This is a genomic window from Arminella tubonensis (genome assembly GCF_003240585.1).
GTDB lineage: Bacteria > Pseudomonadota > Alphaproteobacteria > Rhizobiales > Rhizobiaceae > Rhizobium > Rhizobium tubonense.
The window spans coordinates 1-16,745 of record NZ_PCDP01000070.1 but is presented as its reverse complement, the minus strand read 5'-3'; the positions used below and the strand labels follow the sequence as shown (position 1 = coordinate 16,745).

Below are 16,745 nucleotides of genomic sequence, written 5' to 3'. Positions count from 1 at the left end.
GATTGCTTTAGAAGTTCTCCAGGCGAACCCCGTTTCGTTGACGACGTCGGATCGGCGCCAACGCTCCGCTGCAGCCATCAGATGGCGGCTACGCGTTGATTGCCATATCGATCGCGCTCAGCAGATCCTGATGTCGAACGGGCTTCGTCAGGAACTCGACCGCGCCGGCCTTCATCGCCCGCACCGACATCCGGATGTCGGCATGGCCGCTGATGAAGATGATCGGGTAGTGTATTCCCGCCTTCAAGAGATCGGCCTGAAAGTCTAGGCCACTTCTACCAGGCAGGCAGACGTCGAGGATAAGACAATCGGGCTGATCCTCGTTTCCGCGATCCTGGTAGTCATTGACGGATTCAAAAGCGGCGATGCCGAGGCCGACCGATCGCAGGAGCGTCGATATCGAGCGCCTGACGCTTTCGTCGTCCTCAATTAGGACGATGTGCGGCGTGGCGGTTTTCGCCACCACTGGAGCATCGATTTCCGAAACTGCTGGCGACCTAGCCGCGTCGAACCGCGCGCCCGCTTCGAACGACATGTCGTCTCTGATGAGCATGTAACCTCTTCGGACGATCGTCTTGATCATGTCGCCCTGGCTGCCCAGCGCCCGCCTCAATGATTTCACCTGGAAGCGGAGATTGCATTCCTCGACCACCATCGACGGCCACACCTCGTTAAGGATCTCGTCCTTGCTGACGATCCTGCCGTTGGACTTCAAAAGGACCATAAGAAGATCGAACGCGCGGCCTCCGACATCCTGAGGACGCCCATCCAGTAGGAGCTGACGGGAATGCGGAATGGCGCAGAAACGTCCAAAGCGAATGGAGCCGTCGAAAGGCCGGCGCTTTGCCTCTCTGGAAGGGTAAGGCGTATAGCCGTCCGAAGAGTTCGGTTGATCGAGCGTATCGTTGAATTGGACTTGCATTGCTGACTTCCCCCGTCGGCTGCAATTGTTCATCTTACTGCTGAAGATCGGCCTCTAACAAATCCGTACCCCACGCGCGTGGGGCGATCTCAAATTGCTGCGATTGCGGGGGAAGCCTAGCTGCGGCCCCGCATGCAAACAATCCGACCAATGGCCAGTCCGGGCCTGACAACGTCGTGGAGAACTAGACCAATGGCTAGGTATTCGACCGAGTTGGCGAAGTCGGTCGGAATTTCGCCTCACGCAAACTCACGACGCCTTACGACAACTAGCTCGCCGCTTCCGCTCCTGAAGCGTAGCAATGATAGCGAAATCAGCGAGGCAACGCGCGGTCGCACCCGCATCCACATTGAAAGAACCGGAGGCTGAAATGAACAGATCCATCATGACCAGGACTGCATTTGCCATAGCGATCGCGTTGTCGGCGTCGACAGTGCTGCCGGCCACGTCCTATGCGGCGAAGAAGGTCGCCGCCGAGCACAAGCTGGTCGTCCCGCAAGTCACCTATCACACGGTGGACGTCGACGGCACGAGCATTTTCTACCGCGAGGCGGGGCCTGTCGACGCTCCGGTCGTTCTTCTCCTTCACGGATTTCCGACCTCTTCCCACATGTTTCGGAACCTTATCCCGATCCTCGCCGACAAATATCATGTCATCGCGCCGGACTATCCCGGTTTCGGGCAGAGCGCCGCGCCCGACCACACGAAGTTCGCCTACACGTTCCAGCACTACGCCGACATCGTCGACAGCCTCCTTGGGAAACTGAAGATCAACGAATACGCGATGTACGTCATGGACTACGGCGCTCCAGTCGGATACCGGCTAGCCCTCAAGCATCCGGACCGCGTGTCGGCGCTGATCGTCCAGAACGGCAACGCCTACGAGGAGGGTCTCAAGGAGTTTTGGGATCCGATCAAGGCCTACTGGAAAGAGGACACGCCGGCGAACCGGGCAGCTCTTTTGGTGCTCTTCAAACCGGAGACGACGAAGTTCCAGTACACCGATGGAATGAGCGACCTGGCGCACATCGACCCCGACAACTGGGGCCACGACCAGCCGTTGCTTGATCGTCCAGGAAACAATGACATCCAGCTCGACCTTTTCCACGACTACGGAACGAACGTCCCGCTCTATCCGGAATTCCAGAAGTTCTTCCGGGACAAGAAACCGCCGACGCTGATCGTCTGGGGGAAGAACGACAAGATCTTCCCGGCCGACGGTGCGTCCCCATACCTGCGCGACCTGCCGCACGCCGAGATGCATCTACTCGATACAGGCCACTTCGCACTCGAGGACAAGCTGCCGGTGATGGCCCCACTCATTCACGATTTCCTCGATCGGAAACTCAGTCAGAACTAGATCGAGGCCTCGCCACCACGCACGCCTCCCTGCGTGGTGGCACCCTTTCACCGCGACTGCCACAACACGATGGAGCCGGAAAATGACCAAGCACGACTACAACCTCTCGAGACGTGGCTTCTGCCTTTGCTGCCTCGGCGGCGCAACCTTCGCGGCCACGGGCGGCTGGCTCACCCCGTCGCAGGTGTTCGCCGCCGCAAAAAGTCTCGTCGTCCAGATCCGTGAGGCCGCTGCCGTCGCAGACATCAAAACCACCAACCTTAGAGGTGGAATCAGCGCGTTGTCCGGTTCCGGCGGCAACATGGGCGTCCTCGTCGGAGACGACGGAAAACTGCTCGTCGACGCCGGGATCACGGCGACCCGCCCGCGTATCGAGAAGGCGCTGGCCGACCTCGGTCCGCAGCCCATCAAGCATCTCATCAACAGCCACTGGCACTTCGACCATGCCGACGGCAACGAGTGGCTCAACTCCGAAGGTGCCATGATCATGGCGCATCCGAACACGCTGAAGCATCTGACGGTCGCCACCCGTGTCGAAGACTGGGACTTCGACTTTCCGGCGTTTCCGAACAGCGCCCTGCCGACGATGCTAATGAAGGGCGACGAGGAGACGCTGAAGCTGAACGGCCAGACGCTCGCATTGAAATACTATGGGCCCGCCCATACGGACTGCGACATCTCGGTGTTCTTCCAGGAAGCCAACGTCGTCCACGTGGCCGACACCTTCTGGAACGGCGTCTATCCCTTCATCGACTACTCGACAGGCGGGAGCATCGACGGACAGATCCAGGCCGCCGAAGCGAACGTCAAGATGGTGGACGACCAGACGATCGTCATTCCGGGGCACGGTGAGATCGGGAACAAGAAGGATCTGATCGCCTGGCGGGACATGCTCGTCGGCGTCAGAGAAAACGTCGCCAAGCTGAAAAAGGATGGGAGAAGTGTCGATGAAACGATCGCCGCAAAGCCCACCGCGACGTGGGATCCCGTCTTCGGAAACTGGGCGATCTCTCCGGCGCTGTTCACCCGCCTTGCCTATGAAGGCGTCTGAGCTGAAACTCTCCGCGGCGGCGCGAGGCCGTCGATACACAAGGAGGGCAGGCGACCGTGGATATTGAGAAACATGTCTCGAGCGACGTCGCCTTTTCGCCGTCGGTGAAGGAGGTCCAGGAGAGGAAGGGATCGCGCCGGTCCTACGCCCGCGTCGAGGAACGCGGCGGATGGGCGACAGCGATCACGCCCGACCTGAAGGACTTCATCGAGAAGCAGATCAGCATCTTCATGGCCACCGCCAACAAGGAATGCCAGCCGTATATCCAGCATCGGGGCGGGCCGCCTGGGTTCCTCCGTGTCCTCAACGAAACCACGCTGGGATTCGCAGACTACATTGGCAACCGCCAATACATCACTCAGGGAAACCTCGTCGACAACGACAAGGCGCAACTCTTCCTGATCGACTACGGCAGCCGGTCGCGGGTGAAGATCTGGGGCACGGCGACCGTTGTAGAGGGTGACGTGGCACTCATCGAGCAGTTGATGCCGGAAGGCTATCAGGCAAGACCCGAGCAGGTGATCCTCTTCCATGTCGAAGCCTGGGACGCCAACTGCCCGCAGCATATTCCGCTCCGGTTCGAGGCCGACGAAGTCCTGAAGGCGATCGAGAGCAGGGACACGCGGATCAAGGAACTGGAAGCCGAGATAGCAACACTCAAATCCGCGGCGCCCAATGGCGCACGGATAGTCTCACCCAAAGGATTCAAGACATGACCCGGCCACCGTTGCCTCCCTTCACTCTCCAGTCCGCGATCGAGAAGGTGCGGCTGGCGGAGGACGGCTGGAACACCCGCGATCCCGTGAAGGTCGCCCTCGCGTACAGCGTCGACAGCCATTGGCGGAACCGCGCGGAGTTCGTCGTCGGCCGTCCCGCCATCGAAGCATTCCTCGCGCGCAAGTGGGCGAAGGAACTCGACTACCGGCTCATCAAGGAATTGTGGGCGTTCTCCGGAAACCGGATCGCGGTGCGATTCGCTTACGAGCACCGCGACGACAGTGGCAACTGGTTCCGGGCATACGGTAATGAGAATTGGGAGTTCAACGCCGACGGCTTGATGAAGTATCGCCACGCCAGCATCAACGAGCACCCGATCAATCCCGAGGAGCGTGCCTTCGATTGGCCGCTCGGAAGGAGACCCGATGGGCACCGGAGCCTGAGCCACTTCGGTTTCTGAGCATCCGTCGCACCAACGCCATCTCACCCGCTCTCATCGGAACTTGTTCGCCTCCGACCCGTAACCTCATAGAATGACCTCATCGACCGACGAAACGAAAGATCGACACTCTGGTCAATCGCCGGGAAGGAGTGGAGCCGTGGACTCCCATTATCAGATCTCAGCCCGACCGCTAGGCGCCGTCGAGAAGCTCTTCTGGTTGCTGGATCAAAACCTGCCGATCCATTTCGTCACCGTCACCGTCACCGTCGCGGTCGTTGAGGGCAGGATTCCCATCGACATCTGGCAGGACTGCCTGGACGAGCTCGGGTGGGCGACGCGCCCCGGATCTGGAGCGGCATCTGCGCCGCGCCCGGCGAGCAGCCCACATTCGTTCCGGTGATGAGGCTCTCTATACCGCTCAGGCATGCCGGCGGCACCATCGCCGATCTTCCCCGACATCATCCAATACGAGCTCCGGACGCCCTTCGAGGCGAAGCGTCCACCGCTTCTGCGGGCCGTTGTCATGGAGGAGGGCAAGCGCACCTTTCTTGTCCTGTGCGCCCACCATTCGATAGCCGACGGCGTCTCACTGAACCACTGGATGAGAGATTTGCTACTTGCCGTTACCGGTCACGAGATAGAGGACAGGATTCCTTGCGGATCGCTTGAGGCGATGGTCGGCAGCATGTTGCATCTCCACAAACTCCCGGCTGCCGAGGCGCAGCCACCGTCTCGCCCGCCAGTGGCCTACCACGGACGTTTTTCCGGCGAACCGAGCGTCCAATTTCTGTCCCTCGACGAACGGGAGACCGAGACGCTCGTGTCAAGCGCGCGGTCCTATGGAACGACGGTTCATGGCGCATTGTCCGCCGCACTCGCGGGCGTGCTGAAACGGAAGCTTGCGCCCCTCGACGGCGGGCCGCTCCGCGTCTTTACGCCGATCGATGTTCGCCGCAGGCTGCATATGGTTACGGACCATCTCTGTCTCTGCGTTGCCGGCAATGTCATCGAGGACGATCCCGAAATAAATGACGGTTGGGAAAAGGCCAGGCACTTTTCCACGGCGCTCTCACTGGAGAAGACCAGCGATCATCTCGTTGCGAACGTCGGCGCGATCGAGGCCGCAATGAGGAAAGTTACGACGACTGGAGAGGCTTCAAAACTATTCGCATCGGTGCTCGGCGCCGAGATCGTTCTGTCGAACCTCTGAAGGCTCGATTTTCGGACCGATTACGGCGAACTGCATCTTTCAGCCCTTTATGGACCGTTTGTCAGTCTGGGGTTCGAACAGGAGCAGTGTATCGGCGTCTGTCATCTCGATGGACGCGTCCATCTCTCCTATACCAGCTTCGCCCCACGCCCCGCTATTCTTCAGGAGTTGCGGATGGCTCTTGCGAGGATGACGGAGGCGGCAGGGTGAAGCTGAACGTGCTCCCCTTGCCTTTTTCAGTCGTAACCCAGATGTGACCGCCGTGCGCCTCGATGATGGATCGGCAGATCGAGAGCCCCATGCCGATTCCCGTCGCCTTGGTCGTGAAGAAAGCCTCGAACGCCCGATCGGCCGTGTCGGCATCGAGCCCGACGCCGTTGTCTGAAACGCTCACCTGGATGACGCCATCGTTCGCCCGCCGTGCGACTATTCCCAGGGTCTTTCGCTCGTCCTCGATCGTCGCCATCGCGTCCGCGCCGTTCATCATCAGATTGATCAGGACCTGTTGGAGCTGAATGCGATCCCCAGATACCGTGCCATCCGCGTCGTCGAATACCGTGTCGACGACCACCCCTTTTTGCCTGAGCTCGCCCCTTGTCAACTGCAGCACCTCTTCGATGACGGCCCGAATGTGTAGGGGGCCGACCTTCGGGCGCGAATTCCTTGCCAGAGCCAAGATCCCGCTCAGTATCTCTCCGGCCCGGTGCCCATCCCGGAGCACCCACTCGATGGCGTGCGTAGCCTCCTCTATGTTGGGGGGCTCTCCCTGCAGCCAGCTCAGAGAAGCCGCCGCGTTCGTAACGATCGCCATCAGTGGCTGGTTCATCTCGTGGGCAACCGAAACCGCCAGTTCCCCAATCGCGGTAAGACGGCTCATTCGGGCAAGGTCGTCCTTGGATTTGCGCAGTGCTTCCGCCGTTTCGTTTCGCTGGGTCATGTCCCGGAAGACCAGGACCGCACCCTTCATGTCGCCATGAGAGTCGATGATGGGCGCGCCGGACACGTCGATTAGCGATTCCAACCCGGCTCTGGACCGGAGGAAATACTGGTTGCCGATCCTAAGATCGAGTTCCCGACCGAGTACCTCCGAGACTGGGTCGCCGATTGGTTCGCGAGCGTCGTCGATCAACTGGAACACATCTGCGACGGGTTTTTCGGCAGCGTCTAGCTGGGTCCAGCCAGTAAGCTCCTCGGCGACAGGGTTGATGAATGTCAAACGACCTCTGTCGTTTGTGGAAATAACGGCGTCGCCGATACTCGACAGCGTTGCCGCGTAACGCTGTTCGCTCTCATGGATCCGATCCTGCGCTACCTTCAGGTCCTCGACATCAATGTTGATGCCATACCACCTGATGACCTTGCCGTTCTCGTCACGCACCGGCACCGCACGGATAAGGAACGAGCGAGCCACCCCATCCGCGCGCATCATTCGGGTCTCGACCTCTCCCGGTACTTCCTGGGAGAGGGACCGCATCCACACATCCATGACCTTTTGCATGTCGTCGGGATGGAACACTCGCGTGTAGCCAAACCCGGACGACTGTTCCTCGGTCAAACCGAAGTACCCCGACCATTCCCTGTTGACCGCTTCCAAGGTTCCGTCGGGCCTGGTATGCCAGGCGTGCGCAGGCAACATATCCCAGGATAGTCTAAGCTCTCGCTCGGCCAGCCGCGCACGCTCGCGCGCTTGGTCAAGATCACGCCGTCCGGTCCGTTTTTCGATCTGCCCGGCGGCAGACGCAGCGAGGATTTCAAACTCGTCGCGATATTGCGGGTCTAAACCTTGAGGTGCCGTGATTTCGAGTTTCAAAACCGCGAGGAGGCGCTCGTCACCGTGCAGCGGTAAGAACATCCTTGCCGGGGATGTCGTGGTGGTCTCTGCCATCGCAGCCGACTCTCCGGCTCGAAGTTGCGCAATGACCTTGGAGGGGACATCCGAGTCGGAGGCGTCATCTGACATGAGCACCACCGCGGCCTTATCGACAACCCCATACGCAAGACAACTTGTCGTCAGGGCATCGGCGATCGCTTCGCAGTCCGCGTCGGCGGATAGCGTTTGAAGCATTCGCAGGCCCGCCCTTAGCTCCATGAAGTATTTCCGGATGAGGTGGCAACCGGGCGGCAGAGTAGCAGGCCGCGAAATATCGGCAAGCTGTCGTCCGGTTTCGGTAAAGTACGATGGCGGTCGCACCGCAGGCATATGCTTCTCGACAGGGGATGAAGCCGGTGCGTTAATGCCGGAAACGCACCTAACTGGAGGCGCGAATGGATGATGAATATCCGCCGTTGTCGCCGCTCAGGACCGGCGTCCGCGGGCTGTGCCCCCGATGCGGCCGGGGTCGCCTGTTCGACGGCTTCCTTACCTAGCGCAAGGAGTGCGAGGTCTGCGGCCTCGACTATTCGTTCGCCGACCCCGCCGACGGGCCCGCGTTCTTCGTGATTTGCTTCGCATGCGTCCCAACGGTTTTGCTTTCGGTCTGGCTTGCAGTCGCCCACCAGGCGTCGATCTGGACCCAGATCTTCGTGACGGGACCATTCATGATCCTGACGTGCATTCGGCCCTTGCGCCCTCTCAAGGGGTGGCTTGTCGCCAGCCAGTATTTCTACAAGGCCGAGGAGGGGAAGCTTTCCCGGCAGGATGAAGCCAATCGCGACTGAGAGGAGCTACGCATGTATTCGAAACCCGCCGAGCACCGCACGATCCACGACTTCGGGGAGACGCTGGGAACGGTCAGGAAAGCGATCGGAAAGGCTGGGATGACGATCTTCACGGAGATCGATCATGCGAAGGCCGCACGGGAAAACGGGCTGTCGATGCCCGAGACGCGCGTGCTTGTCTACGGCAATCCGAAGGCCGGGACGCCAGTAATGCTGGAGACACCGCTGACCGCGCTCGACCTCCCACTACGAGTTCTTATCCGGGAGCTGCCTGGGCACAATTCGGCGGTCGCCTTCCACCCCATGGCGGAGATGTTCGAAGAGCTTGGGGTCAAGCGCGAAGTCGCGGCCCGATATGATGCTATCCAGCAGGCGATCGCGGACGAGGCCTGTGGGGCTTGTCCGACCAAGACTCCCGACTGAAGGTGACCGCGGCGATGCTAGAATTGAACGGAGGCGACCTCGTCGGCCGCCGCCAACATCCAGACCGGACTTTTTCGAAAGACCGGCCTCGATCGAACCGCGACAATCACGCGGTTTGATGGCAAGCGGCCGGCATGCGCGAAGGGCCACCATATCACCACCGCCGGCGCCGCTCCCGTGCGTCATTCGTCAATTCGCAGAGAATCGCTCAGATGACATCGACGTCGGCTATTTTCCTAACGAGACGAGACGCCCTTCTTGGAGGATCCGTCGCCGCATTGGCGATGGCCGCCGGTCCATCGGCCTCAGCCGCCGCCAGATCGAAACAAACAACAACGGAGAACAAGTTCATGGGTACTGTGAAAGTGAAGGACGGAACAGAGATCTTCTACAAGGACTGGGGTCCGAAGGACGCGCAGCCGATCGTCTTCCATCATGGATGGCCGCTCAGCGGCGACGACTGGGACAATCAGATGCTGTTCTTCCTCGGAGAAGGATTCAGGGTCATCGCCCATGACCGCCGCGGCCATGGCCGTTCCTCGCAGAGCCGGACTGGCCATGAGATGGACACCTACGCAGCCGACGTCGCTGAAGTGGCGGAGGCGCTGGATCTGAAAAAGGCGGTCCATATCGGCCACTCGACCGGAGGCGGCGAAGTCGTGCATTACGTCGCGCGGGCGAAACCGGGCAGGGTGGCAAAGGCGGTGATCGCGGGCGCCGTCCCTCCCGTCATGCTGAAGTCGGACAAGAACCCCGGCGGCCTGCCGATCGAGGTGTTCGACGGGCTTCGCAAGGCGCTCGCCGCGAACCGGGCGCAGTTCTACATCGACGTTCCGACCGGCCCTTTCTATGGGTTCAACCGCACTGACGCCAAGATCTCGCAGGGGCTGATCGACAACTGGTGGCGGCAAGGCATGATGGGCGCCGCGAACGCCCACTACGAATGCATCAAGGCGTTCTCGGAGACGGACTTCACCGAAGACTTGAAGAAGATCGAGGTGCCGGTATTCGTCATGCATGGCACCGATGATCAGATCGTCCCCTACAAGGACGCCGCGCTGCTGTCGGTCAAGCTGCTGAAGAACGGAACTCTGAAGACCTACGACGGATATCCGCATGGGATGCTGTCGACCCATCCGGAGGTGCTAAACCCGGACATATTGGCATTCATCAAAGGCTGAAAATGGAAGGGCTGAGGGCCGGAACTCTTGCGGACGGTGGCTCGGCGCAGATACAGGCCTAGCCTCTTCTTCGCCGACCCCGGAATTTTTTTGCATCGCCATCATCGATTGTTCTAGGATCACGTGCCGGCTCGTAGCAAGGCCGATCGGAGCATCGTGATGGACATGTCTCGATACCAGCGGCAGCTTCTACAAGAGGACGGCCGCTTCGTTCTTTACCGCGGCATCTCAGGGGATGGGGACGACTCCGTACTCATAAAGGCGTTGGTTTCGACCGAACCCTCGAATAGAGGCCTGCAGCGGCTCGAACGTGAAATGCTTCTGACCGATCGCCTCGAGCCCGACTGGGCGGCGAAACCGATCGCTCTCGAGCGCCGCGAGGGCCAGACCTATCTTGTGCTGACAGACGGCGGCGGCATGCCTTTGAGCAACTCCGGCGAAAATGCCCTCGATACCGGGATCGTCCTCTCCGTCGCGGTCAATGCCGCCACCGCCCTGAGTAAGGCCCACGCTCGGAGCGTCATTCACAAGGATATCAGACCCGCAAACGTGCTTGCCGACACCTCCGGAATGGTGTGGCTTACCGGCTTCGGCCTCGAGGGGGACGACGGCGAAGCGTCGGGAGGTTATCAGCGCGGCGAGCTGAATTCGCTGCCCTACATCGCCCCTGAACAGACCGGCCGCATCAAGCGGTCGGTGGACGCCCGTAGCGATCTGTACGCCCTTGGCGTGGTCCTCTACGAGATACTGACAGGCGAACTGCCGTTCGTGGCAGCCGATGCAGTGGAATGGGTGCATGCGCACGTCGCGCGGCGGCCGATCCCTCTTCATCAGCGAAACGAGACCGTCCCGCCCGTGTTGGAGCGTATCGTCCTCAAGCTCCTCGCCAAAAGGCCGGAGGACCGATACCAGACCGCGGCGGGTCTCGAGGCCGATCTCCGGCGCTGCCTCGACAGTTGGAATTCGACCGGTCGCATCGAAGAGTTCGAAGCGGCCTCCAGCGACGCTGCAGATCGTCTTCGAGTTCCTGAAGGACTGTATGGCCGATCACGTCAGACAGGCGCCATCAGGGCGGCATTCGACCGGGTGAAATCGCGAGGCGCTACCGAAGTGGTGCTGGTTTCCGGCCCGGCCGGCGTCGGAAAATCCTCCGTCGTGCATGAGCTGCGGAAGTCACTGCAAACCGGCGGCCTGTTCGCATCCGGCAAGTTCGACCAGTACACACGCGACATTCCCTACGCGACGATCGCGCAGGCGTTCCGAGGTCTTGTCCGTCAGATTCTGGGTTCCGGCGACGCCGACCTGGAGCGCTGGCGGAGGGAACTTGTCGAAGCCCTGGGGCCGAACGGCCAGCTTATGATCAATCTCGTTCCGGAACTTGCCCTGGTCATCGACGAGCCGCCGCCAGCTCCCGATCTTCAGCCCCACGAGGCCAAGGCACGTTTTCATCTCGTCTTCCGTCGCTTCCTTGCAGTTTTTGCGCGTCCCGACAGACCGTTGGCATTGTTCATCGACGACGTGCAGTGGCTGGACGCAGCCACCATCGAGCTTGTCGAAACGCTCACTCTGGATCCAGACGTTAGAAACCTGCTTCTCATCTGCGCCTACCGCGACGACGAGGTTCCACCAGAACATCCGTTCAGCGCAACGCGCAAAGCGATACGGGACAATCGCGACGCGCTTCAGGAATTGAGACTTGGTCCATTGGCGCCCCTGGACCTCGAACATATGCTGGGCCACATGCTCAGATCGGACCCCGACGCCGTCAGGTCCCTGGCGAGAATCGTCGTCGACAAGACGGAAGGAAATCCCTTCTTCGTCCTGCAGTTCCTGTCCTCATTGGAGGAGGAGGGGCTGGTATGGTACGATTCAGACACGGGCAGGTGGCGATGGGATGCCGACCGTATCCGGAACACCCGCATAGCCGACAATGTCGCCGAGTTCGTGGCGTCTAACTTGAGGCGCCTTCCTCGTCTGACGCTGGAGACGGTCAAACTGCTGGCCTGCCTCGGGACCGGAGCGTCGCTGACGACATTGAGCATCGCATCCGGCAAGCCCAGAAGGCAGATCGTCGCGATCTTGTGGGAGGCAGTTCAATCACGGTTCCTGCTGCGCGTCGACGACGCCTTCATGTTCGCGCATGACAGGGTGCAGGAAGCAGCCTACCTGCTGGTGCCGGAGTCCGAAAGGCCGATCGTTCATATCGAGATCGGCCGGGCTCTGATGTCGAACCTGGTCCCGGCGGTTGTTCGAGACCGCATATTCGAGGTCATCGACCAATTCGGACGAGGACTCGGACTGGTCTCCGACGACGACGAACGCGAGCAGGTCGCTGGACTCTTCCTCGAGGCCGGAATCCGCGCAAAGACGTCCGTCGCCTATCCCTCTGCGCTGAGATATTTCCGCGCAGGCCTGGGCCTCCTAAAACCGTCGCACTGGGAGACGCGGTATGACCTCGTATTCGCACTCGAAATCCAGCGGGCGGAATGCGAATACCTGACCGGCGATCACGCGGTCGCCGACGACCATCTTCTCGAGCTATCGGTGCGTGCTGGGAACCGCGTAGACGGCGCGGCGGTCGTGCGCCTGCGGTCGTCGCTTTACGTCACGCTCGGAGATCAGGCGAAGGCCGTCGAGGTCGCTCTCGCTTATCTTCGCGACTTCGGCATCGAGTGGCCTCCACATCCGACCGAACAGGAGCTGCGGGCGGACATCGAGACGTTGCGCGGATTACTCGCGGGCCGTCCTATCGAACGGCTCAAGGACCTCCCAAGAATGACGGACCCCGACTGGCTCGCCGCGATGGACGTCCTCGCATACACGATCCTTCCGGCCATCCTGACCGACAGCAATCTCGAAGACCTCATCTACACGCAGATGGTCTCGCTCAGTCTGCAGCACGGCAATTGCGACGCCTCCGCTTATGCCTACGTTTCGATCATGGTGGCGCTGGGCCTTCGTTTCGGGGACTACGATTCCGGCGGCCGCTTCGGTGATGTGGGCCTCGCACTGGTCGACGAGCTCGGGATGGACCGCTTCAAGACGCGAACGTACACCTGCTACGCCTGCTTCGTCGTTCCCTGGAAGAAACACCTTCGCATATCGGAGACGTTCAGCCGGAAAGCGATCCAAGTTGGCGTCGCGGCGGGCGACCTGGTGTTTATCGTCACGACCGCGCAAATGCTGGTTTCGCACCTATTGGTCGCAGGCGCCGACCTGGCACTGGTGGAGGAGGAGGCCGAACATTTCCTGGCATCGGCGCGAAAGACGGGCTTCAGCCTTGCTGCGGACGCGGCGATTGGCCAGCTACTTCTTGTTCGGGAGCTGCGCGGCCTCGACGGTCCGGAGGCGCCGGGAGGCTCCGTGCTTCCAGACAAGGATTTGTACCAGCAGCATCTGCAGGACGCGGGCGCGCAACTGATCCTCCCGCTTGCTTGGTATTGGATCCAACAGATGCAAGCGCGGTACGTCGCGGGCGACTACGCTTCGGCGATCGAAGCCGAGCACGAAGCTCGCAGCGTGGTGCGGGCCACCAGGTCTTTCATCGACATCGCCGAATACCATTTCTACGCCGCGCTGATCCATGCAGCCGTCTGCGAGGTCGCAGCCGGCGACGATCCACGAGAACACTTCCAAGCGATAAGGCAGCACCAGAAGCAGATCGACGCCTGGGCCGAGAGCGGCCCCGAGAATCATGGGAACCGTCGTGCCCTCGTGGCCGCAGAAGTGGCACGGCTGGAAAGCCGCGACATGGAGGCCCTTGGGTTCTACGAAGAAGCGGTTCGTGCGGCGAGGCAGTACGGCTTCATCCAGAACGAAGCCATGGCAAACGAACTGGCTTCGCGGTTTTGCTCAGAGCGCAACCTGAAGACTAGCGCGACCGCCTTCCTGCGCGACGCGCGCTCCTGCTATCTGGCGTGGGGTGCGAACGGAAAGGTCCGGCAGCTCGATCTCGAAAATCCGGGTCTGAACCCGGACGTCAACGGCAAAAGAACCTCACTCGGCTCCGAGGCGCAGCATCTTGATATAGCCGCCGTACTATCGATGTCCCAGGCCGTTTCCGGCGAGATCGTTCTCGAGCGCCTCGTCGAGCGTCTGATGATCACTGTGGTCGAGCATTCCGGTGCGGTCCGCGGACTGCTGCTCCTTCCGAAAGGAGGAGAAATGCGCATCGTCGCCGAAGCGCTAACCGATGACGAGGGTGTCTCGGTCAAGCTCGAGGGTTTCGAGCGGGCGCTTCCGGAGACGATCCTAACCTACGTGACCAGGACGCAGGAGGTCGTCATCCTTGACGACGCCCGGAGCGCCGAGCTGTTTTCGTCCGACCCCTACGTGGAAGAGACTGGTTCGAGCTCGATTCTCTGCCTTCCGCTTGTGAAGCAGAAGCAACTGGTCGGAGTGCTCTATCTCGAGAACGGCCTGTCATCCCACCTGTTCACCCAGGACCAGGTGGCCGTACTTCAGCTCCTCGCGTCCCAGGCAGCGATCTCGCTTGAGAACGCGGCCCTCTTTCGCGAGGCACAGGAAACGCACGAGCGCGCCCGACGTGCAGCCGAAGAACTTCGACTGTCGTACGATATGATCCCCGCACTGGCATGGAACAGCCGGCCGGATGGGTCGATGCTGGTGTTTAACAAGCAATGGCACGACTTCACCGGGATACCGCCGGATGAATCGCTCGACAGCGGCTGGGCGCGTTCGATACACCCCGACGACGTTCAAAAAGTCGCTCAAAAATGGGCGCAGGCCCTAGCGTCTGGTCAAGCCGGCGAAATCGAAGGGCGTCTAGTCCGCTTCGACGGGGTGGCACGCTCCTTTCTAATTCGTGCCACGCCCATGCGCGACGAGCATGGTAACATTCTCAAATGGTACGGCACCAATACGGACATCGACGACCTCAAAAGGATCGAGGAGGCTCACGAACTGCTGGCCCGCGCTGGTCGACTGACGGCGTTGGGCGAACTCACGGCGTCGATCGCGCACGAGGTCAACCAACCCTTGATGGCCATCGTGATGAACGCCGCGACCTGTTTGCGCTGGCTTAGCGACGACCAGCTCGACGTCGGCGAGGCCCGCCAGGCGGCCGAGAGGATCATTCGGGACGGCCACCGCGCCGGAGACGTCATCACGAGCATCCGCGCGCTGGCTAGGAAGTCTCCATTGGCAATGGACGAGGTCGACGTGAACGCGATGATCGAGGGGGTTCTAATCCTCACCCGTGGCGAGCTGCAGCGGCATGGCATTAGGCTGGAGACCGAACTGGGTACGAACACGGGATCGACGGTGGGCGATCGGACCCAGTTGCAGCAGGTCGTGCTCAACCTGATCCTTAATGCAGTGGAGGCAATAGCATCGTCCGATAGCAGACCGCGGCGTCTGCAGGTGCGCACCGAAAAGCCGAGCGACGGGAATATAGTCGTCGCGGTCGCGGACAGCGGACCCGGCGTGGATGCGTCGACGACGAATGCAATCTTCGACGCCTTCTTTACCACCAAGCCGGGCGGCCTCGGCATCGGGCTTTCAATCTGCCGGTCGATAGTCGAGGCCCATGGGGGACGACTCTGGGCGACACCGAACGATCCGAACGGGAGCGTCTTCTCATTTACGCTGAAGGCGGCGCGGGACGCGTATCCAGCGCCAGAATGACGGAGGTATGCAACGCCGACGTCATCTCGTCCGGGATCGCTCTCACAACATCTCACCGGAACACACTCGCCTTTCTTCGTTCGAGACGGCAAGATCCTCGAAGCTGATCGAAGGAGACCCACATGACTTTAAAGAAGGATGCGCTCCCGCCGGGCGTGCTCGCGGGCGGCTTTCACAAGCTCCGCCATGGGAGCTTCGACATCACAGTCCTCAGCGACGGCTACATTACACTGACGTCGGATATACTCATGCCTGACGGCAGTCCTGACGAAATCAGAAGCAATATCGGACGGCTTGGCGGCGACGCCGACAGCGCTCCGCTACAGACAAACATTCCGCTCATCCAGCACGGCGACGATCTGATCCTGATAGACACCGGGGCAGGCGGGAATTTCCAGCCTAGCGACGGCAGGCTCGCTAAAAACCTTTCCTCGCTCGGCGTCCATCCCTCATCCATCACCAAGGTCGTCTTCACCCACGTCCATCCGGACCACTCGGGCGGAACCACGAAAGCCGACGGATCGCTACTGTTTCCGAACGCGCGCTACTACGTCAACGAAGCCGAGTTGGCGTTCTGGACGGATCCAGACTACGAGGCCAAGATGCCGGAACCGCTGCACGCCTTCGCGCGCGGCGCCCAGCGCGATCTCTCCGCCGTTAAGGGCAGGCTGACGATGGTGAAGCCTGGAGACGAAATCCTGCCGGGCATGAACGTGGTCAGCACACGCGGTCACACGCCCGGACACATCTCTCTGGAACTGGCGGGCGACGGAAATCTGCTCATCGCCGGCGACGTCATCCCGAACGACATCGTCTCCTTCGAGAACCCGCACTGGCATTTCGGCTTCGACACGGAACCGGAAATCGCGCTGACTAACAGAGCGGCGATGTTGGACAAGGCGGCGAACGAGAAGCTTCGGGTGCTCGGTTACCATTGGACCTATCCGGGGGTAGGGTATGTCGAGCGAAATGGGACATCCTACCGTTTCCAGCGCGGTTGAGAAGTGCTGTGAGTTCATGGCGAACCGCGACCTGCGGGCTCTGGGAGGCTAACCGGTACGCCTGATCTGCGCGAGGAGTTTCTGGCGGAAGACTTCGGCGGGTGTCTTGTAGCCGAGGCATTTGCGCGGTGTTG

12 protein-coding genes and 1 pseudogene are annotated in these 16,745 nt (G+C 60.9%); 11 read left to right on the top strand and 2 right to left on the bottom strand.

Features of this window, described 5'->3' with window-relative positions:
• Window positions 1-88: 88 nt before the first annotated feature.
• Complete coding sequence (locus tag CPY51_RS29290; RefSeq protein ID WP_111163844.1) at window positions 89-922, bottom strand: response regulator; 834 nt, start codon at window positions 920-922, stop codon at window positions 89-91.
• Window positions 923-1,292: 370 nt separating this feature from the next.
• On the opposite strand from CPY51_RS29290, the gene CPY51_RS29285 reads away from it, so the two are divergent.
• From CPY51_RS29285 to CPY51_RS29260, 6 genes are all read left to right on the top strand, one after another.
• Window positions 1,293-2,282 carry an alpha/beta fold hydrolase gene (locus tag CPY51_RS29285; RefSeq protein WP_111163842.1) on the top strand — a complete coding sequence of 330 codons (990 nt, stop codon included), beginning with the start codon at window positions 1,293-1,295 and terminating at the stop codon, window positions 2,280-2,282.
• 82 nt (window positions 2,283-2,364) lie between these two features.
• Entirely contained in the window at window positions 2,365-3,333 is a 969-nt protein-coding gene (locus CPY51_RS29280) for an MBL fold metallo-hydrolase (RefSeq protein WP_111163840.1), read from the top strand.
• A 56-nt stretch (window positions 3,334-3,389) separates the two neighbouring features.
• On the top strand, window positions 3,390-4,049 hold the full coding sequence (locus CPY51_RS29275; protein ID WP_111163838.1) for a pyridoxamine 5'-phosphate oxidase family protein: 660 nt from the start codon (window positions 3,390-3,392) through the stop codon (window positions 4,047-4,049).
• Entirely contained in the window at window positions 4,046-4,510 is a 465-nt protein-coding gene (locus tag CPY51_RS29270) for a nuclear transport factor 2 family protein (RefSeq protein ID WP_111163828.1), read from the top strand. The genes CPY51_RS29275 and CPY51_RS29270 overlap by 4 nt, the downstream gene beginning before the upstream one ends.
• Window positions 4,511-4,649: 139 nt before the next feature.
• Complete coding sequence (locus CPY51_RS29265) at window positions 4,650-4,892, top strand: hypothetical protein (RefSeq protein WP_111163826.1); 243 nt, start codon at window positions 4,650-4,652, stop codon at window positions 4,890-4,892.
• 24 nt (window positions 4,893-4,916) lie between these two features.
• Entirely contained in the window at window positions 4,917-5,702 is a 786-nt protein-coding gene (locus CPY51_RS29260) for a phthiocerol/phthiodiolone dimycocerosyl transferase family protein (RefSeq protein ID WP_111163824.1), read from the top strand.
• A 154-nt stretch (window positions 5,703-5,856) separates the two neighbouring features.
• Here CPY51_RS29260 and CPY51_RS29255 read toward each other — a convergent pair whose 3' ends face one another.
• Window positions 5,857-7,587, bottom strand: a complete 1,731-nt coding sequence (locus tag CPY51_RS29255) for a PAS domain-containing sensor histidine kinase (protein WP_244598820.1) — start codon at window positions 7,585-7,587, stop codon at window positions 5,857-5,859.
• Window positions 7,588-7,967: 380 nt separating this feature from the next.
• Here CPY51_RS29255 and CPY51_RS29250 point away from each other — a divergent pair.
• From CPY51_RS29250 to CPY51_RS29230, 5 genes and pseudogenes are all read left to right on the top strand, one after another.
• Window positions 7,968-8,360, top strand: a pseudogene (locus CPY51_RS29250) (DUF983 domain-containing protein).
• A 12-nt stretch (window positions 8,361-8,372) separates the two neighbouring features.
• Window positions 8,373-8,783 (top strand): DUF302 domain-containing protein, encoded by a 411-nt coding sequence (locus CPY51_RS29245; protein ID WP_111163822.1) that lies wholly within the window; start codon window positions 8,373-8,375, stop codon window positions 8,781-8,783.
• A gap of 350 nt (window positions 8,784-9,133) precedes the next feature.
• Window positions 9,134-9,964 (top strand): alpha/beta fold hydrolase, encoded by an 831-nt coding sequence (locus tag CPY51_RS29240; RefSeq protein ID WP_111163906.1) that lies wholly within the window; start codon window positions 9,134-9,136, stop codon window positions 9,962-9,964.
• 159 nt (window positions 9,965-10,123) lie between these two features.
• A complete protein-coding gene (locus CPY51_RS29235; protein ID WP_111163820.1) occupies window positions 10,124-15,610 on the top strand; it encodes an AAA family ATPase in 5,487 nt (1,828 codons plus the stop codon).
• A 122-nt stretch (window positions 15,611-15,732) separates the two neighbouring features.
• Entirely contained in the window at window positions 15,733-16,611 is an 879-nt protein-coding gene (locus tag CPY51_RS29230) for an MBL fold metallo-hydrolase (protein ID WP_111163818.1), read from the top strand.
• Window positions 16,612-16,745: the final 134 nt, after the last annotated feature.